This is a genomic window from Aeromonas sp. QDB30 (assembly GCF_027707645.1).
GTDB classification, from domain to species: Bacteria; Pseudomonadota; Gammaproteobacteria; order Enterobacterales; family Aeromonadaceae; genus Aeromonas; species Aeromonas caviae.
This window is the reverse complement of sequence record NZ_JAPCIY010000037.1, coordinates 1-18,723: the sequence shown is the minus strand read 5'-3', so window position 1 is coordinate 18,723 and position 18,723 is coordinate 1. Positions and strand designations below refer to the sequence as shown.

The following is an 18,723-nucleotide window of genomic DNA, read 5'->3' as shown; positions in this document are numbered from 1 at the left end:
TTGTCACCGAGCCCGCAACTGCCTGGCGAGGCTTAATTGCCTTGCAGGGCAGGGGGGCCGTGGGTATAAAGGGATTCCTTACTTTTCTAACCCTTCGTTCCCATGGAAAACAGAACCATAGTCGTCAAACTGGGCACCAGCGTGCTCACCGGGGGATCTGCCCGCCTCAACCGTGCCCACATGGTCGAGCTGGTCAGACAATGTGCCGCCTTGCATCGACACGGGCACCGTGTCGTGCTGGTCACGTCGGGGGCCATCGCCGCCGGTCGCGAGCATCTGGGCCACCCTCCGCTGGCGCCTACCCTGCCGAACAAACAGATGCTGGCGGCGGTGGGTCAGACCCAGCTCATCCGGGTATGGCAGGACCTGTTCAACCTCTACGGGCTGCACATCGGCCAGATGCTGCTGACCCGCGCCGACCTGGAAGACAGGGAGCGCTACCTCAATGCCCGCGACACCCTGCGCACTCTGCTCGATCACCGCATCATCCCCGTCATCAACGAGAACGACGCCGTGGCCACCGCCGAGATCAAGGTGGGGGACAACGACAACCTCTCTGCCCGTGCGGCCATCCTGGCGGATGCGGACTTGCTGGTCCTGCTCACGGATCAGAAGGGGCTCTTCACCGCCGACCCGCGCACCAACCCGGATGCCCAGCTCATCGAAGAGGTGCAGACCATAGATGACACCCTGCGCTCCCTCGCCGGTGACAGCGTGAGCGGCCTTGGCACCGGTGGCATGGCCACCAAGCTGCAGGCGGCCGACGTGGCACGCCGGGCCGGGGTGGACGTGGTGATCGCCACCGGCCAGATCCCGGAAGTGATCGGCCGACTCGCCGCCGGGGAGCGGGTGGGGACCCTGTTCCCGGCCCTGGCATCCCCCCTGGAAGGGCGCAAGAGCTGGATCCTGGCAGGGCCCCCTCCTCACGGCGAAGTGCAGGTGGATCAGGGGGCCGTGGCCGCCATGCAGGAGAAGGGCTCCAGCCTGTTGCCCAAGGGCATCGTCGCGGTGAAGGGAGATTTCGTGCGTGGCGATGTGGTGCGTATCCTGGATCCCAAGGGGAGCGAGCTGGCTCGCGGTATCTGCCGTTACGACCATCTGGAGCTGGATCGGCTGCGCGGTGTCCACTCGGATCAGATTGAACAGGTATTGGGTTACGGCTATGGGGCCGTGGCCATCCACCGTGATGATATGGTGCTGCTCTGAACAGGGCGGCACCGCATGAACAAAAGGGAACTGTGATGAGTCTGGAGAAAATGGGGCAGGCGGCCCGTGAAGCCGCCTATCAACTGGCCACCGTCAGCACGGCACAGAAGAACCGGGCGCTGGCGGCCATCGCCGATGAACTGGAAGCACGCAGTGCCCAGATCCTGGCGGCCAACGAGAAAGACATTGCCGCCGGGCGCGAGGCGGGGCTCACGGAAGCCATGCTGGATCGCCTGCTGCTCAACCCGGCGCGCCTTGCCGGCATAGTGGCGGATGTGCGCAAGGTGATCACCCTGGACGATCCGGTCGGGGCCGAAATCGACAGCCGGGTGCTGGAGAATGGCCTGCGCCTCTCCCGTCGCCGGGTGCCCATCGGGGTCATCGGCGTCATCTACGAGGCGCGCCCCAATGTCACCATCGACATCGCCAGCCTCTGCCTCAAGACCGGCAACGCCAGCATTCTGCGCGGTGGTCGCGAGACCTTCCACTCCAACCTGGAGCTGGTGCGGGTGATCCAGCATGCCCTGGCGGCGTCCGGTCTGCCCGAGGCGGCGGTGCAGTACATCGACAACCCGGACAGGGCGCTGGTGGCCGAGTTGCTGCGCCTCGACCGCTACGTGGACATGATCATCCCCCGCGGTGGCGCGGGTCTTCACAAGATGTGCAAGGAGAACAGCTCCATCCCCGTCATCATCGGCGGGTTCGGTATCAGCCATATCTTCGTGGACGAGAGCGCCGATCTGGCGCGTTCCCTGGCGGTCATCGAGAACGCCAAGGTGCAGCGCCCCTCCGCCTGCAACGCCCTCGATACCCTGCTGGTACACGAGAAGGTGGCGGCCACCTTGCTGCCGCAACTGGTGGCTCTGATGAACGAGCGCAAGGTGACCCTGGTGGGTGCGCCCAATGCCATGGCGCTGCTGGCTGGCAGCGACAACCTGTGCGACGCGGGGCCGGAAGATTTCGACACCGAGTGGCTGGGGCTGACCCTGGGGGTCAAGGTGGTGGCGGACGTCAACGAGGCGCTCACCCATATGCGCGAGCACAACGCCGGCCACTCCGATGCCATCCTGACCAACTCCCTCGCCAATGCCGAGCGTTTCGTCAACGGGGCCGGTTCGGCGGCGGTCTATGTCAACGCCTCTACCCGCTTCACCGACGGCGGCCAGTTTGGCCTCGGGGCCGAGGTGGCGGTCTCGACCCAGATGCTTCACGCCCGTGGCCCCATGGGGCTGACCGAACTCACCAGCTACAAGTGGGTGGGGCAGGCGGATTATCTCAGCCGTGCCTGATCCAGGCACGCTCAGCAAGCAGGACAATGCCGACTCAGGTCGGCATTTTTGTGCTTTTTTATTGCTCGCAATCAATGGCTTGCATATAACTATCCAGCAGGATGCGGTGTCACCCGGGGCATCAGGCCAGCGACAGCAAGGGGAGCAACTTCAAGGATGAAGGGACAGGATAGGAGTGCGTGGTGGGGCAGCCTCTGGCTGAGCCTGCCACTGCTGCTGGGGGCGCTCTGTTTCAGCGGCGCCAGCCACGCCAGCTGGGACCAGGATCTCTATCGTCAGCTCGGGCTGGCCGGCAAGCTCGACAGCCGCGTGTTTCGCAAGGCCCTGGACGGTTACCAGAGCGTGCGCCACAAGCGAAAACCCATTCTCACCATCATCGACTACAGCAAGCCCTCGACCATGCGCCGGCTGTTCGTCATCGACGTCAAGCGCCACAAGCTGCTCTACCACACCTGGGTCAGCCACGGCCGCAATTCGGGGGAGCTGGCCGCCCGCCAGTTCTCCAATCAGATGAATTCCCGGCAAAGTTCCCTGGGGGTCTACCGCACCGCCGAGACCTATCAGGGCAAGCACGGTTACTCCCTGCGTCTCGACGGCCTCAGTCCCGGCAAGAACAGCAATGCCCGCAAGCGCGCCATCGTGGTGCACGGGGCGGACTACGCCAGCCCCAGGCATCTGCAGAAGTTTGACAAGCTGGGGCGCAGCTGGGGATGCCCGGCCCTGCCAAGGGAGCAGTCCAGGGCCATTATCGACACCATCAAGGGAGGGAGCGTCATCTATGCCCATGGCTGAGAGCCTGCCCGCGAGTGTGCTGCGATGAGCATCCCATGGCAATGAACAGCAAAAAGGCCAGCATATGCTGGCCTTGGCGCATCAGGCGGGGGTTATTTGCGGACCACCAGCACAGGGCAGGGAGCGTGGCGCACCACGGATTCCGCCACGCTGCCCACCAGCAGGTGGGTGATGCCGGAGCGGCCATGGCTGCCCATGACCACGAGATCCACCTTGTCTTCCTTCGCCTGGAGGACGATTTCATCGGCGGCGCGGCCAAAACGGACCTCGAACTTGGCCGGAATGGGCAGGCAGGCGACCAGTTCCTTGAGCTGACTCTTGGCCTGGCGTTCCATCTCGTGGGTGATCTCGATGGCCGTCATGTGCAGGATCTTGTAGCTGTCGAAGCCGTGCAGCTGATCCACCACGTGGACCAGTTTGAGCTCGGCCTGGTGGGTGTTGGCCATGAAGACGGCGTAGTCGAGTACCGCTCTGGACATCTCGGAGAAATCGACGGGGCAGAGCAGGGATTTGATGGTTGGCATGAGAATCTCCCCTCAAGTTGGGCTACTAATGAATCTTGTTTGCCATGATACGCTGTGGGGCGACAATAACCCTCGACCCGCTCGCAAAATGGGGAAAATGTCGGCCGGGACTCTGTTTTTCTATGCTATCTGTATGCCTGAACGGGCCGTCCGGCGGTGAGCATCTGCCGAGTGCCATATCACTGAGGATATTCATGGTTCGTCTTTTTCTGTTCTGTTGCCTGCTGATCACCTCGTTCGTGCGGGCAGACACCATACACGTCTATTGCGACGACTGGCCCGGCTTCTGTCACCGGGACGGCAAGGGGGTCTATCTGGATGTGGTTCGAGCCATCTATGAACCCCTGGGGCACGAGGTGAAGCTTCACATGGTGCCTTACAAACGGGCACTGGCGGTGGTGTCGCAAAAGGAGGGGGACATGGCGATGGGGGTCTATCGGGGAGAAGTGCCCGGGGTCCATCAGCCCGACTACCCCGACTCGGCGGACTACGTGAGCGTGGTGATGCAAAAGCGCTGGCTGCCGCACTGGGCAGGGGAGCACAGCCTCAAGGAGCAGGAGGTGCTCTGGCTGAGGGGGTGGGCCTTTGACAAGTTCATCCCGGAGCCGATGCGCTGGTTCGAGATAGACAGCCACGAGATGGCGCTGCAATTGCTGATCAAGGGGCGTTACCGCTACTACCTGACCGACGGCGCCCTCTACCCCGAAGGCTCCCTTCCCCCCGAGCTGGTACAGGTATTCCTGCGCTGGATCCCGACCTACCCCATCTTCGCCGATACCCCGAAGGGCAGGGAGTTGCACGGGCTCTGGGATCCCGGCATGCGCACACTGATAAGGCAGGGCAAGCTGGCGGAGATCTATCGGCAGAACAAGCTCTACGACTACTACCAGGACTTTCTCAGGGAACAGGTGGTGCGGGCGAACAAGCCACAGCCCTAGCTGTCGGGCCTGATGCCGTCATCGGGCCCCTCTTGTCCTGCCTCAGCCTTTGGCTCTGAGCGTCTTGGCCAACCGGTCATAAAGGATGACGTTGACCGAGGCGGTGAGGTGCATGCAGCCTGTCGGTCTGGCCACATAGATAACGTCTTGTCCTGCCTCAGCCTTTGGCTCTGAGCGTCTTGGCCAACCTGTCATAGAGGATGACGTTGACCGAGGCGGCCAGGTTCATGCAACCCTGAGTCGGCACATAGATGACCTCCTTCACCGCCGCGAAGCGGGCGGGTTCCAGGGTGCCATCCTCCGGGCCGAAGATGTAGAAGGCTCTCTCGGGGTGCACGTAATCCGGCAGGGGCGTGGCCCCCTCGATCAGATCCACCAGCACTGGGGTGCAGCCCTCGGGCACGAAGTCCAGCAGCTCCTCGACCCCGAGCAGGGGGATCTTCTCCACCATCTGCTTGGTGTCGGTGACAAAACGCCTCGCCAGCTCGAAGCGCTGCCCCGTGTAGTAGACTTCGTCCGCCCCGTAGCAGCCGGCGGCCCGCATCACGGCACCCACGTTCTCCGGGGATTTGGGATTGACCAGCCCGATGGCGCAATAGTCCCCTCTCTCCCGGGCATCTGCCCGGTGCTGCCAGGCAGCGCCTTCATCTGACACTTTCATCTCTCTCTCCTGTGTGGCGGCGCATTATACCCCCGGTGGGCCCCTTGCCCAGCGTGCGGGGCGGATTCCCGCAAGGCGGGCCCAACAAGGGGGCGGCTGCACCGTGGCGGCGCAGCCCGACCCCCTGATGCGCAATGGCGGCGCCCCTTGCATCCTGGCGCGGGGTTTGCAGTCACTTCCCCATACAAGACGATGAGGCATCCGGACAAAGGCGTCCGTCCCCGCAGGGGGGCGGACGCTTTTTTTTATGGGCCCCTCGTCAGACACATGACAAGGAGCAAGGGAATGAAGACCACCTGTGCCTATTGCGGAGTGGGGTGCGGCATCCGGCTGAGCCGGGAGGGAGACAACTGGCAGTTGCAGGGGGATGAGCAGCATCCGGCCAATGGCGGCGCCCTGTGCGTCAAGGGGGCCAGCCTGCTGGAGAGCCTGGCCTTTCCCGACCGCCTGCTCTATCCGCGCTGGATGGGGCAGCGCATCGGCTGGGAGGAGGCCCTGGACACCCTGGCGGAGCGTTTTGCCGCCATCCTGGCCGAGTCCGGGCCGGATGCCATCGGCATCTATCTGTCGGGCCAGCTCACCACCGAGGATTACTACGTCGCCAACAAGCTGATGAAGGGGTACCTCGGCAGTGCCAACGTGGACACCAACTCCCGGCTCTGCATGTCGTCGGCGGTGGTGGCCCACCAGCGCGCCTTCGGGGAGGATCTGGTGCCCGCCTGTTACGAGGATCTCGAGCTCGCCGATCTGGTGGTGCTCACCGGTGCCAACACCGCCTGGACCCATCCCGTGCTGTTTCGCCGCCTGCAGCAGGCCAGGGCGCGGCGCCCCGAGCTCAGGCTGGTGGTGCTGGATCCCCGCCGCACCATGACGGCGGAGCAGGGGGATCTGCATCTGGCACTCAAACCCGGCAGCGACGTGACGCTCTGGAACGGCCTGTGCCGCTACCTGCTCGATGTCGATGGCTGGGACAAGGCTTATGTTGCGCAGCATGTGAGCGGCTTTGAGGCGCTGGCGGGGGCGCTGGACGACCCCGCCTGGCAACTGGACGAGGTGGCCCGCAGCTGCGGCCTCTCCCGCAGCGATCTGCTCGGTTTCTACCAGCTCTTTGCCCGCACCCCCAAGACCGTCACCCTGTTCTGCCAGGGGATCAACCAGTCCAACCAGGGGGTGGACAAGGCCAACGCCATCATCAACGCCCACCTGATGTGTGGTCGCATCGGCAAGCCGGGGGCGGCTCCCTTCTCCATGACGGGGCAACCCAACGCCATGGGAGGGCGTGAGGTGGGGGGGCTCGCGACCCAGCTCGCCGCCCACATGGGCTTTGGCGAGGCCGAGTGCGATCGGGTACAGCGCTTCTGGGGAAGCCCGACCATGGTGCGCGGGCCGGGGCACAAGGCCGTCGAGCTGTTCGAGGCGGTGCACCGGGGGGAGATCCGCGCGCTCTGGGTGCTCGGCACCAACCCGGCGGTCTCCCTGCCGGACGGCAACCGGGTGCGCGAGGCCCTGAGCCGCTGCGAGCTGCTGGTGGTCTCCGAGGTGACGGCCAACACCGACACGGCGCGCCTCGCCCACCTGCTGTTGCCTGCCGCCGCCTGGGGGGAGAAGAGCGGCACCGTCACCAACTCCGAGCGCACCATCAGCCGCCAGCGCGCCTTCCTGCCCCTGCCGGGGGAGGCCAGGCCAGACTGGTGGGCCCTGACCCGGCTCGCCCGTCGGCTCGGCTTTGGCGAGGGGTTCGCCTATGAGCACGAGCACGAGATCTTCTGCGAGCATGCCGCCCTCTCCGGGTTTGAGAACGACGGATCCCGCCAGTTCGACATCTCCGGGCTGGCGGGTCTCACCCGTGCCGAATTCGAGTCCCTTTCTCCCCTGCGCTGGCCCGTCAACGCCCGCTGGCCCAAAGGGCGTGATCGCTTGTTCGAGGACGGGCGCTTTGCCACCCCGGATGGCCGGGCCCGCCTGCTGCCCCTGGCCCAGCGCTTCCCCGAGCAGTCAGAAACGCCCCCGCTTGCAGGGGCTGTCTCCCTGCTCCTCAACAGCGGGCGGCTGCGGGATCAGTGGCACACCATGACCCGCACCGGCCATGTGCCCCGGTTGCAGGAGGCCGAGCCCTGGCCCAGGGTGCGGATGGGGGCCGCCAGCCTGCTGGCGCTTGGCGTGAAGGAGGGGGACCTGGTGCGCCTTTGCAACGAGCTCGGGGAGGCGCTGCTGCTGGTGGGGCTGGACGAGGGGCTCAGGGAGGGGGAGGCCTTCCTGCCCATGCACTGGACCGACAGCCAGTGCAGCCAGGGGGCGGTCAACCGCCTCATCGCCCCCGTGGTGGATCCCCTCTCGGGCCAGCCCATGTTCAAGCAGGGGCGGGTGCAGGCCAGGGCGCAGCCCACCCGCTGGCAGGGGCTCTGGTGTGGCCGCCATGACTGGTGCGAGGGGGGGGACTGGTGGGCCAGGCGCCCCCTGCCCGAGGGGAACTGCACCCTGCTGGCCTCCTGGTCAGAGAGCCCAGAGCGCCTGTGGCAACGGCTGGGGGCAGAGGGGCACTGGCTCAGGCTGCCCATGAAGGAGGGGTGGCTGGCCGTGGCCCTGGCCGGGGATCGCATCGAGGGGATCCTGCTGGTGGGGGAGCGGCGCCCGGACATCAAGGTCGACCTGCTGGCCAGTCTGCTCGGCACGCCGCTCCAGGCGGGGGCCTTGAGCCAGACACTGAGCCAGGCCCTGGCCGGGGAGAGCCGGCTGGTCTGCTCCTGCCTGCGGGTCTCGGAGCAGCGCATCGTCGATGCCATCACCCGGCAGGGGGTGAGCGAGCTGGCGGGGCTGCAGGCCCTGCTCGGCTGTGGCAGCAACTGCGGCACCTGCCTACCCGAAATCGACAAGCTGTTGATCAAACATGTTTTCCTGGCATCCGCTTAGTGCGGTGCCAGGACACAAGGAGCCTGAGATGAGCCAAATCAGTCTGGTGGGAGCGGGCCCCGGCCCCCTCGAATTGTTGACCCTGCGCGCCCTGCAACGCATCGAGGCGGCGGAGGTGGTGGTCTATGACCGCCTGGTGGGGAGCGAGATCCTGGCACGCATTCCCCAGGGGGCGGCCCGGTTCGACGTGGGCAAGCGCTGCGGCGAGCCGAGCCCGACCCAGGAGGAGATCAACGCCCTGCTGCTGGCCCTGGCCCGCACCGGCAAGCGGGTGGTGCGCCTCAAGGGGGGGGATCCCCTGGTGTTCGGCCGTGGCGGCGAGGAGGCGCTGCACCTTGCCCGGCACGGCATCGAGGCCGAGCTGGTGCCGGGGATCACGGCGGCCCTGGGGTGCGCCGCCAGCAGCTTCATTCCCCTGACCCACAGGGGGCTGGCCCGCTCCCTGACCCTGGTCACCGGCCACCTGATGGACGAGCGCGACTATCAGGGCTGGCAGGGGTTGACCCGGGCGGGCCACACCCTGGTGTTCTACATGGGGCTGGAGCGGGCGGCCCAGATCCGGCAGGGGCTGCTGGCGGCGGGGGCCTCACTGGATGTGCCGGTGGCCCTGGTGGTGGCCGGGTGCAGCGCCCGCCAGCAGGTGCACGAGACCACGCTCGACGGTCTGGCGCAGGCCGCCCTGGCCCTGCTCGGCCAGAGCCCGGTGCTGATCATAGTGGGGGAAGTGGTGCGCCTTCGCGCCGAGCTGCAGGGGCTGCTGACGGAGGCCCTGGAACGGGTCGCCTGAGGGGCGATTGTCCCTCTACCCCCACTACCTCCTGATAGATAAAAAGGAGGTAGATTCAAAGAGTTGGCCTTCATGTTGCGGCATTTTCGCCAGACAGAACGCGATCGTCGCCGACAAGGAGCGCCATGACCACTTTTTCCACCCGGGGCCAGGACGGCCCCGCTTCCCGGCTGTTGATCCACGCCGATGACCCGGGCCAGGCGAACCGCCTGGCCCTGCTGGTCAGTCACTACGGCCATCAGCCCGGGATCCTCGATACCCGCCAGTTGCTGACGCCGACGCAGAGGGGGGATGCCCTGCTCGTCAGTTGCCGCCAGTTCAGCGCCGAGGTACGCCTTGGCCTCTCCCTTTGGCCCGACATGCCGCGCCTCTTGTTCTGCGAGCGGCTGGGGGGCGATACCCAGCTCGCCCTGTTGCAGCAGGGGGTGTTGCTGGTACCCCACCCTTGCGGCGAGCGTGAGCCGGTGGAGCAGTGGCTGCGCCTGGCCCGCAGTCAGCTCGCCATGGTGCAGGCCCTGATGCAGACCGAGAGCGAGCTGCGCCAGAAGCTGGAGGATAGGCGGCTCATCGAGCAGGCCAAGGGGCGGCTGATGCGCCATCAGGGGCTGGACGAGGAGCAGGCCTATCGCCTGATGCGCAGCACCGCCATGAGCCGCCACCTGAGCCTGGGGGAGCTGGCGCGGCAACTGCTGCAGGCTTTGCCCGCCTGAGCGCTCCCGTGGCCAACCTTTTTGGTGCAACTGCGCCTAATTGAGGCAAATTTGAGGGAGGATCAGGGCACCACAGACCGCAAAGGGCCGCCTGATGCACCCTGGACGAGCTGGCACGGAAAGTGAATAACAAAAACACGATAGCAATGAAGTAACGATGCGCAGTGAGGGGCCGGTCAGGTCACTCACCCGCAACAGGGCAAAGAAGCCCCGCCGATCCCGGATCGGCGGGGCTTTTTTTTGGTCGCGACGCACCTTGGGTCGCAGCGCTGCAACGAGGTGGCACTGCGATTCCAGGCAGTCTGGCGCCATGGCCCTGACCCGGAACCGAGGGAGGAGATGTAATGAACGGACGACAAGGATGTGCGGGGCTGCTGCTGGCGGCGCTGTCGCTGCCGGTGCTGGCACTGGGAGCCCCGGAGCAGGAGGAGCTCAGGCTCGGCTTCATCAAGCTGACCGACATGGCGCCGCTGGCGGTGGCCTACGAGCGGGGCTATTTCGAGGATGAGGGGCTCTACGTGACCCTCGAAGCCCAGGCAAATTGGAAAATACTGCTGGACAGGGTGATAGACGGCGAGCTGGACGGCGCCCAGATGCTGGCGGGCCAGCCCCTGGCGGCCCACATCGGCATCGGCACCCAGGCTGAGCTGGTGACGGCGTTTGCCATGGATCTCAACGGCAACGCCATCACGGTGGCCAACAGCGTCTGGGCCGCCATGGCGCCCCAGTTGCCCAGGCCGCAGGCGGGCCAGGTGCCGCCCCCGGTGAGCGCCGCCGCCCTTAAGCCCGTGGTGGCGGAGTATCGCCAGGGGGGCAAGCCCTTCAACATGGGGATGGTCTTCCCCGTCTCCCCCCACAACTACGAGCTGAGGTACTGGCTGGCGGCAGGCGGCCTGCACCCCGGTTTCTATGCACCCCGGCTCGGCGACAACTCGGGCCAGCGCCAGGCGGACGTGCTGCTGTCGGTGACGCCGTCCCCCCAGATGCCCGCCACCCTGGAGGCGGGGACCATCGCCGGCTACAGCGTGGGGGAGCCCTGGAACCAGCAGGCGGTCGCCAGGGGCATAGGGGTGCCCGTCATCACGGATAACGAGATCTGGCGCAACAACCCGGAGAAGGTGTTCGGCGTCACCCGGCAGTGGGCCGAGCGTCACCCCAACACCCATGTGCGGCTGGTGAAGGCGCTGCTGCGGGCGGCCTGGTGGCTGGATGCAGACGACAACGGCAACCGGCGCGCGGCGGCCAAGCTGCTGGCCAAACCCGAGTACGTGGGGGCGGACGAGCAGGTGATCGCCAGCTCCATGACGGGCACCTTCGAGTACGCCAGGGGGGACAAGCGCCAGGTGCCGGATTTCAACGTCTTCTTCCGCCACCACGCCACCTATCCCTACTACTCCGACGCCATCTGGTACCTGACCCAGATGCGGCGCTGGGGCCAGATCCCCGAAGCCAGACCGGACGCCTGGTTCGAGCAGGTGGCCAAGGCCGTCTATCAACCGGATGTCTATCGCCAGGCCGCCGAGGCCCTCATCGCCGAGGGCAAGCTCAAGGCCACCGACTTCCCCGACTTTGCCAGCGAGCAGGGCTATCGCGGCCCCCAGGATGGCTTCATCGACGGCCTCATCTACGACGGCCGCCACCCCAACGCCTACCTGCAACAGTTCGCCATCGGCCTCAAGGGCGATGAGCGGGTGCAATGAGCAAGGAGATCCCGATGAAACGACACACATGGCCCCTCATCCATTTAAAAGCCATCAACTGGAAAATCATGGTGCAGCCCCTGCTCGGCGTGCTGCTCTTCCTCGGCCTCTGGCAGTGGGGGGCGAGCCAGGTGCAGACCAGTCTGGGCACCCTGCCGGGGCCGCTCGCCACCGCCAGCCAGCTCTGGTCCCTCGGGCAGGAGCATCTGCAGGAGCGGGAGAAGGCGGCGGCCTTCCTCGAACGCCAGCAGGTGCGCAATGCGGCAAGGCTGGCGGCGGATCCGGCGGCCGAGGTGAAGCTGCGTCCCTACACAGGACGCCCCACCTTCTTCGATCAGATAGCCACCAGCCTGCTCACCGTGCTGTGCGGCTTCGCGCTGGCGACCCTGATCGCCATTCCGTGCGGGGTGCTGCTCGGCATGAATCAGGGGCTCTATCGCGCCGCCAACCCGGTGATCCAGTTGCTCAAGCCGGTGTCGCCGCTGGCCTGGCTGCCCCTCATCACGCTAGTGGTGAGCGCCCTCTACGCCAATCCCGCCCCCTGGCTTGCCAAGTCCTTCCTCACCTCGGCCCTGACGGTGACCCTCTGCTCCCTCTGGCCGACCCTGATCAACACGGCGGTGGGGGTGGCGGGGCTGGATGGGGATCTGCACAACGTCAGCCGAGTGCTGCGCCTCTCCTTTGTGACCCACGTGCGGCGCATCGTGCTGCCCGGGGCCCTGCCCATGATCTTCACCGGGCTGCGGCTCTCCCTGGGGGTGGCCTGGATGGTGCTGATCGCGGCGGAGATGCTGGCCCAGAACCCGGGGCTCGGCAAGTTCGTGTGGGACGAGTTCCAGAGCGGCGGCTCTGCGTCTCTGGCCCGCATCATGGTGGCGGTGATCACCATAGGCCTCATCGGCTGCGCCCTGGACAGGGGCATGCTGGCCCTGCAGCAGTGGTTGTCCTGGGACAAGCGCCAGGTGCTGCGTTAATCACATTTCTATTCAGGCAGGAGAAGAGCCAATGAAGAGTTATCTGGAGATAAGCGACGTCGGCATCTCGTTCGAGACGGAGCAGGGCAGCTTCGAGGCCTTGAGTCGGGTCAACCTGCGCATCGAGAAGGGGGAGTTCGTCTCCCTCATCGGTCACTCGGGCTGCGGCAAGAGCACTGTGCTCAACCTGGTGGCCGGGCTGCTGGAGCCGACTCTGGGGGGAATCATCCTGGATGGCCGCGAGGTGGCGGGGCCGGGGCCCGAGCGGGCCATGGTGTTCCAGAACCACGCCCTGCTGCCCTGGCTCAGCGTCCAGCAGAACGTGGCGCTGGCGGTGGCCCAGGTGGAGTCTGACAAGCGGGCGGTGGCGGAGCGGGTGGACTACTACCTCTCCCTGGTGCAGATGGATCACGCCAGCCAAAAGATGCCCCACGAGCTGTCGGGGGGGATGAAGCAGCGGGTCGGCATCGCCCGCGCCCTCTCGCTCTCCCCCAAGGTGCTGCTGATGGACGAGCCGTTCGGCGCCCTCGATGCCCTGACCCGGGCCCATCTGCAGGACGCCCTGATGGCGATCCAGGCGGAGCTTGGCAACACCGTCATCATGATCACCCACGACGTGGACGAGGCGGTGCTGCTCTCCGATCGCATCGTCATGATGACCAATGGCCCCAGCGCCACCGTCGGGGAGATCCTGACCGTGGACCTGCCAAGGCCCAGAGACAGGGTCGCCCTGGCGGACGATCCCCACTACCACAAGCTGCGCCAGCAGGTGCTGCGCTTCCTCTACGAGAAGCAACGCAAGGTGACCCCCCTCAAGGCAGCCGGGCAGGTGCGCAGCAAGCTGCGCGCCTGAGCCCGCCGGATTCAAGGAAGAGAGACATGACTGACAAAGAGCAACAGTGGGTGACAGAGGACGGCATGGGCCTGCTCGGTCGCCAGAACAGTGGTTCCGCCGACACGGCCGACAAGCAACGGCTGCTGGTGGTGGGTAACGGCATGGTGGGCCATCACTTCGTCGAACAGCTGGTGGCGGCGGGCGGCCTCGAGCGGTTTGAGGTGACGGTGTTTGGCGCCGAGCCTGACCCCGCCTACGACAGGGTGCATCTGTCCGAGGTATTCGGCGGCAAGGCGCCCCAGGCCCTGCGCATGGCGGATCCCGCCTGGTATGAGGAGAGCGGCATTGCGCTGCGACTGGGGGCCGAGGTGGAGGTGCTCGACCGGGCGGCCCGCACCCTGACGCTGGCCAACGGCGAGCAGTTCCCTTACGACCGTCTGGTGCTGGCGACCGGCTCGGTCCCCTTCGTGCCCCCCATCCCCGGTCATCAGCGAGAGGGCTGCTTCGTCTATCGCACCCTGGGAGATCTCGCCGCCATCCGCGATGCCTGCGCCCAGGCCCGCAGCGGCGTGGTCATCGGTGGCGGCCTGCTGGGGCTGGAGGCGGCCAACGCCCTGCGCTTGCTCGGCCTCAAGACCCAGGTGGTGGAGTTCGCCCCCAGGCTGATGCCGGTGCAGCTCGACGAGAGCGGCGGCGCCGTGCTGCGGGACAAGATCCAGGCCCTCGGGGTCGAGGTGCTGGTGGAGAAAGCCACCGAGTGCATCGAGCAGGGGGAGCAGGCCCGTCATCGCCTGCGTTTCAAGGACGGTTCCCACATTGAGACCGACGTGCTGCTGTTCTCGGCGGGGATCCGCCCCGCCGACACCCTGGCCCGGCAATCCGGGCTGGAGGTCGGGGAGCGCGGCGGCATCTGCATCGACGACGGCTGCCACAGTTCGGATCCCGCCATCCTCGCCATCGGCGAGTGCGCGCTCTGGCAGGGGCGCATCTTCGGCCTGGTGGCTCCCGGCTACCAGATGGCCCGGGCCGCAGTGGCCAGTCTGTGCGGCGGCGAGACCCGCTTTATCGGGGCCGACATGTCCACCAAGCTCAAGCTGATGGGGGTGGACGTGGGCTCCATCGGCGATGCCCACGCCAACACCGCCGGCGCCCAGGAGTTGCTGCTGCTGGACAGGGTCAACGGCATCTACAAGAAGCTGGTGACCGACGGCGAGGGCAATCGCCTGCTCGGCGCCATCCTGGTGGGGGACGGGGCCGATTACGAGCGGCTGCTGCAGTACTACCAGAACGGGGTGGCGCTGCCCCAGCCGCCGCTCTCCCTGCTGGTGGGGGAGGCAGGGGCCGCCCCCGCGCCCCTGGTGCTGCCGGACAGCGCCATTCTCTGCTCCTGCCACAACGTGAGCAAAGGGGACGTGGTGGCCGCCGTTCGGGCGGGCAATCACGAGCTCTCGGCGGTGAAGAGCTGCACCAAGGCCGGCACCGGCTGCGGCGGTTGCAGCAACCTGCTCAAGCAGGTGGTGGATCAGACCCTGGCGGACCTTGGCGTTGAGGCGGACAAGGGGTTGTGCGAGCACTTTGCCTACGGCCGTCAAGAGCTCTATCACCTGGCCCGGGTCGGCGAGCTGAAGAGCTTCGAGGCGCTGCGGGACAAGCACGGCCAGGGGCTGGGGTGCGACATCTGCAAGCCGACGGTGGCCTCCATCCTGGCGTCGCTGTGGAACGAGCACGTGCTGGAGAAGCCCCACCGCGCCCTGCAAGACACCAACGACGCTTTCCTCGCGAACCTGCAAAAGGACGGCACCTATTCGGTGGTGCCGCGCATCCCGGGGGGGGAGATCACCCCGGAGGGGCTCATCACCATTGGCGAGGTGGCGCGCAAGTACGGCCTCTACACCAAGATCACCGGCGGCCAGCGCATCGATCTCTTCGGCGCCCGGGTCGACCAGCTGCCCGCCATCTGGGGCGAGCTGGTGGCGGCGGGCTTTGAGACCGGTCAGGCCTACGGCAAGTCGGTGCGCACCGTGAAGTCCTGCGTGGGTTCCACCTGGTGTCGTTACGGGGTGCAGGACTCCATGACCCTGACCCAGACCCTGGAACACCGCTACAAGGGGCTGCGGGCCCCCCACAAGCTGAAGTTTGCGGTCTCAGGCTGCACCCGGGAGTGCGCCGAGGCCCAGAGCAAGGACATCGGCGTCATCGCCACCGAGCGGGGCTGGAACCTCTATGTGTGTGGCAACGGCGGCATGCGGCCGCGCCACGCCGACCTGTTCGCCACGGATCTCGACGAGCAGACCCTGATCCGCTACATCGACCGGCTGCTGATGTTCTACGTGCGCACCGGGGACAGGCTGCAACGTACCTCGGTCTGGATGGAGAACATGGAAGGGGGGCTCGACTACCTAAAGTCGGTGATCATCGAGGACAGGCTCGGCATCGGTGCCGAGCTGGAGGCCATGATGGAGGGGATAGTCGGCACCTGGCAGTGCGAGTGGAAGAGCACATTGGCGGATCCGGACAAGCTCAAGCTGTTCGAGGCCTTCGTCAACCGGCCCGAGGACGAGACGCCGCCGCGCCGTGAGGAGCGGGGGCAATGGGTGCCGGATATCGCTATCAAGGAGGTGGTATGAGCGGGGGCAGCGGGTTGCACGCCCGCCATCAGTATCAAGGAGGTGGTATGAAGGATGACAAGGACGATGCACAGCTCTGCGGGCAGTGGCACCGGGTGTGCGAGCTGGCGGCGCTGCCGGAGCAGGCCGGGCGCAGCGCCTGGCTGGAGGGGCGGGTACTGGCGCTGTTTCGCCTCGGGGAGCATGTCTATGCCCTGGACGGGGTGGACCCCCTGGCCGGCGTGGCGGTGCTGGGGCGTGGCCTGGTGGGGGATGCCGGTGGGGAGCCCGTGGTCGCCTCGCCGCTTTACAAGCAGCGCTACGCCCTGATGGACGGTCGCTGTCTGGACGATCCTGCCCTGAGCGTCGCCTGCTGGCCGGTGCGGCTGGAGGGGAGCGAGGTCTGGGTACAGCTGGGGTGAGTGGCCCATCTGAAAACCATGTTGTGATCGCCGGGCACTGCCCGGTGATTTTTTGTGCGCGACCCGACATTTCTTGTACGAGAGGATGGCGGGAAAACGTTTTTCGAAAATAATGGACAAACGTTTGTAACTGGATGTTTGTCTATGACGGAACGTGAGCAAGAGATCCTCGCCCTGCTGCGCCAGGATCCCATGATTGCCCAGCAGGAGCTGGCGGACAGGCTCGGCATCAGCCGCTCCGCGCTGGCGAGCCACATCTCCAGCCTGATGCGCCAGGGCTATGTGCAGGGGCGCGGCTATGTGCTGCGCGAAGGCCCCTACGCCGTGGTGATAGGCGGCGCCAACATGGATATCTGTGGCAGCAGCCACGACAACCTGCGCATCGGGGATTCCAACCCGGGCCGGGTGCGCACCTCCGCCGGCGGGGTAGGGCGCAACATCGCCGAGAACCTGGCGCGCCTTGGCACCGACACCCGGCTGCTGACTGCGGTGGGCAACGATCAATACGGCCACCACCTGCTGGAGGTGAGCCAGCGCGCCGGGGTCGACGTGCGCCAGGTGCTGGTACTGGAGGGTCAATCGACCTCCTGCTATCTCAGCCTGCACGATGGCAGCGGCGAGATGAGCTGCGCCGTCAACGACATGGGGATCATCGAGCAGCTCACCCCGGCCCGGCTCACCCCCCTGAGCGGTTTTCTTGGCGCGGCCCGGCTCTGGGTGCTCGACACCAACCTCGCCACCCACACCCTGGACTGGCTGTTCGAGCGCCAGGGGGAGCACATCATCTTCGTGGACACCGTGTCGGTGGCCAAGGTGGAGAAGATCCGCCCCTGGCTGCACCGCATCCACACCCTCAAACCCAATCGCACCGAGGCGGAGCAGCTGTGCGGCTTCACCATCGGCGGGCCCGACACCTGGCCCATGGCGGCGGCCTGGTTCCACCGCGCCGGGGTGCAGCGGCTCTTCCTGAGCCTCGGCGATCAGGGGATCTTCTATAGCGACGGGGCCTGCCAGGGCCATCTGCCCGTGCTCGGCAGCCCGGTCGTCAACGTGACCGGCGGCGGCGATGCCTTCATGGCAGGGCTGGCCCACGCCTGGTTGCAGGAGCAGGGCATCATGGAGACAACCCGGTTCGCCCTCGGTTGCGCCGCCCTCACCGTCAATTGTTCCGATACCGTCTTTTCCGGCCTATCCAAGGCCGCCGTTGAACGCATGCTGGAGGAGTACCCATGTTGAACGCTTACCTCGATATCCAACCTGAAGTTGCCGCCGCGCTGGCCGCCGGCAAGCCGGTGGTGGCCCTGGAGTCCACCATCATCTCCCACGGCATGCCCTATCCCCAGAACGTGGAGACGGCGCGCCAGGTGGAGCAGGTGGTGCGGGACAACGGCGCCGTGCCGGCCACCATCGCCATCATCGATGGCCGCCTCAAGGTGGGTCTGGATGCGGGGGCCCTGGAGGCGCTGGGCCGTGCCGGGCACGCCGCCACCAAGTGCAGCCGTCGCGACATCCCCTTCGTGCTGGCCAACAAGGGGCTGGGGGCGACCACGGTAGCCTCCACCATGATAGTGGCCGCCATGGCCGGGATCCGGGTGTTCGCCACCGGCGGCATCGGCGGCGTGCATCGCGGCGCCCAGGAGACCTTCGACATCTCCGCTGACCTGCAGGAATTTGCCCAGACCCCGGTGGCCGTGGTCTGCGCCGGCGCCAAGTCGATCCTCGACATCGGTCTGACTCTGGAGTACCTGGAGACCCAGGGGGTGCCGGTGATCGGCTACCAGACCGAGGAGCTGCCCGCCTTCTACACCCGGGAGAGCGGCTTCAAGGTGGATTATCGCCTGGAGAGCCCGGCGGCCATCGCCGAGGCGCTGCGTCTGAAGTGGGAGCTGGGGCTGGCCGGGGGCGCCGTAGTGGCCAACCCGATCCCGACCCAGTTTGCCATGCCCAAGGCCGACATCGACGCCGCCATTGCCCAGGCACTGCGAGAGGCGGACGAGCAGGGGGTGAAGGGCAAGGCGTCCACCCCCTTCCTGCTGGCCCGGGTGTGCGAGCTGACCGGTGGCAACTCCCTGGCAGCCAATATCCAGTTGGTGCTGAACAACGCCGCGCTGGGGGCGCGCATCGCTGCCAGCCTGTGATCGGTCGTCCGGGTGTGCGAGCTGACCGGTGGCAACTCCCTGGCAGTTAATAGCCAGCGGGTGCTGAACAGCACTGCTCTGGGGGCAAAGATTGCCGCCAGCCTGTAAACACCTTTGCGGAAGATGCAAAAGAGGGCCGGCAGGCCCTCTTTTTATACCAATCGGATTAAACATTAGGTCAGTTTTATCCAATCTCGGCTACAAAGTGACATCACCCGCTCCACATCGGCA

16 protein-coding genes are annotated in these 18,723 nt (G+C 66.3%); 14 read left to right on the top strand and 2 right to left on the bottom strand.

Annotated features, from left to right (window positions below; genetic code table 11):
* The first annotated feature begins 102 nt into the window (after positions 1 to 102).
* The 3 genes from proB to PG896_RS12415 all read left to right on the top strand — a co-directional run bounded on the left by proB (position 103) and on the right by PG896_RS12415 (position 3,287).
* Positions 103 to 1,206, top strand: a complete 1,104-nt coding sequence (gene proB / locus PG896_RS12425; RefSeq protein WP_048207022.1) for a glutamate 5-kinase — start codon at positions 103 to 105, stop codon at positions 1,204 to 1,206.
* Between the two features lie 32 nt (positions 1,207 to 1,238).
* Positions 1,239 to 2,495: a glutamate-5-semialdehyde dehydrogenase gene (locus PG896_RS12420; protein WP_323921375.1), complete on the top strand. Its 1,257-nt coding sequence runs from the start codon at positions 1,239 to 1,241 to the stop codon at positions 2,493 to 2,495.
* A gap of 156 nt (positions 2,496 to 2,651) precedes the next feature.
* Complete coding sequence (locus PG896_RS12415) at positions 2,652 to 3,287, top strand: murein L,D-transpeptidase catalytic domain family protein (RefSeq protein WP_042016892.1); 636 nt, start codon at positions 2,652 to 2,654, stop codon at positions 3,285 to 3,287.
* 92 nt (positions 3,288 to 3,379) lie between these two features.
* On the opposite strand, the gene PG896_RS12410 is transcribed toward PG896_RS12415, so the two are convergent.
* Positions 3,380 to 3,811 carry a universal stress protein gene (locus PG896_RS12410; RefSeq protein WP_041212463.1) on the bottom strand — a complete coding sequence of 144 codons (432 nt, stop codon included), beginning with the start codon at positions 3,809 to 3,811 and terminating at the stop codon, positions 3,380 to 3,382.
* Between the two features lie 194 nt (positions 3,812 to 4,005).
* Between PG896_RS12410 and PG896_RS12405 the strand changes: the two genes are divergently transcribed.
* A complete protein-coding gene (locus PG896_RS12405) occupies positions 4,006 to 4,749 on the top strand; it encodes a hypothetical protein (RefSeq protein ID WP_042016889.1) in 744 nt (247 codons plus the stop codon).
* Between the two features lie 157 nt (positions 4,750 to 4,906).
* On the opposite strand, the gene PG896_RS12400 is transcribed toward PG896_RS12405, so the two are convergent.
* Complete coding sequence (locus tag PG896_RS12400; RefSeq protein ID WP_102948433.1) at positions 4,907 to 5,410, bottom strand: RNA methyltransferase; 504 nt, start codon at positions 5,408 to 5,410, stop codon at positions 4,907 to 4,909.
* A gap of 285 nt (positions 5,411 to 5,695) precedes the next feature.
* Here PG896_RS12400 and PG896_RS12395 point away from each other — a divergent pair, with 285 nt between their 5' ends.
* The 10 genes from PG896_RS12395 to PG896_RS12350 all read left to right on the top strand — a co-directional run bounded on the left by PG896_RS12395 (position 5,696) and on the right by PG896_RS12350 (position 18,492).
* Entirely contained in the window at positions 5,696 to 8,320 is a 2,625-nt protein-coding gene (locus PG896_RS12395; protein WP_270835765.1) for a nitrate reductase, read from the top strand.
* A gap of 28 nt (positions 8,321 to 8,348) precedes the next feature.
* The gene (gene cobA, locus PG896_RS12390) at positions 8,349 to 9,107 is read left to right on the top strand and encodes a uroporphyrinogen-III C-methyltransferase (protein ID WP_270835764.1); all 759 of its coding nucleotides are present in this window, start codon (positions 8,349 to 8,351) and stop codon (positions 9,105 to 9,107) included.
* A gap of 125 nt (positions 9,108 to 9,232) precedes the next feature.
* Positions 9,233 to 9,817 (top strand): ANTAR domain-containing response regulator, encoded by a 585-nt coding sequence (locus PG896_RS12385; protein WP_167824667.1) that lies wholly within the window; start codon positions 9,233 to 9,235, stop codon positions 9,815 to 9,817.
* A 344-nt stretch (positions 9,818 to 10,161) separates the two neighbouring features.
* Entirely contained in the window at positions 10,162 to 11,517 is a 1,356-nt protein-coding gene (locus tag PG896_RS12380) for a CmpA/NrtA family ABC transporter substrate-binding protein (RefSeq protein WP_270835763.1), read from the top strand.
* Positions 11,518 to 11,531: 14 nt separating this feature from the next.
* The gene (locus PG896_RS12375) at positions 11,532 to 12,491 is read left to right on the top strand and encodes an ABC transporter permease (protein WP_052815472.1); all 960 of its coding nucleotides are present in this window, start codon (positions 11,532 to 11,534) and stop codon (positions 12,489 to 12,491) included.
* Positions 12,492 to 12,522: 31 nt separating this feature from the next.
* Positions 12,523 to 13,344: an ABC transporter ATP-binding protein gene (locus PG896_RS12370; RefSeq protein WP_010675449.1), complete on the top strand. Its 822-nt coding sequence runs from the start codon at positions 12,523 to 12,525 to the stop codon at positions 13,342 to 13,344.
* A 26-nt stretch (positions 13,345 to 13,370) separates the two neighbouring features.
* On the top strand, positions 13,371 to 15,953 hold the full coding sequence (gene nirB / locus PG896_RS12365; protein WP_182954938.1) for a nitrite reductase large subunit NirB: 2,583 nt from the start codon (positions 13,371 to 13,373) through the stop codon (positions 15,951 to 15,953).
* 47 nt (positions 15,954 to 16,000) lie between these two features.
* Positions 16,001 to 16,354 carry a nitrite reductase small subunit NirD gene (gene nirD, locus PG896_RS12360; RefSeq protein ID WP_048208634.1) on the top strand — a complete coding sequence of 118 codons (354 nt, stop codon included), beginning with the start codon at positions 16,001 to 16,003 and terminating at the stop codon, positions 16,352 to 16,354.
* A 144-nt stretch (positions 16,355 to 16,498) separates the two neighbouring features.
* Positions 16,499 to 17,590 (top strand): PfkB family carbohydrate kinase, encoded by a 1,092-nt coding sequence (locus PG896_RS12355; protein WP_109113274.1) that lies wholly within the window; start codon positions 16,499 to 16,501, stop codon positions 17,588 to 17,590.
* Positions 17,584 to 18,492: a pseudouridine-5'-phosphate glycosidase gene (locus PG896_RS12350; RefSeq protein WP_039040336.1), complete on the top strand. Its 909-nt coding sequence runs from the start codon at positions 17,584 to 17,586 to the stop codon at positions 18,490 to 18,492. Before PG896_RS12355 ends, PG896_RS12350 begins: the two co-directional genes overlap by 7 nt.
* Positions 18,493 to 18,723: the final 231 nt, after the last annotated feature.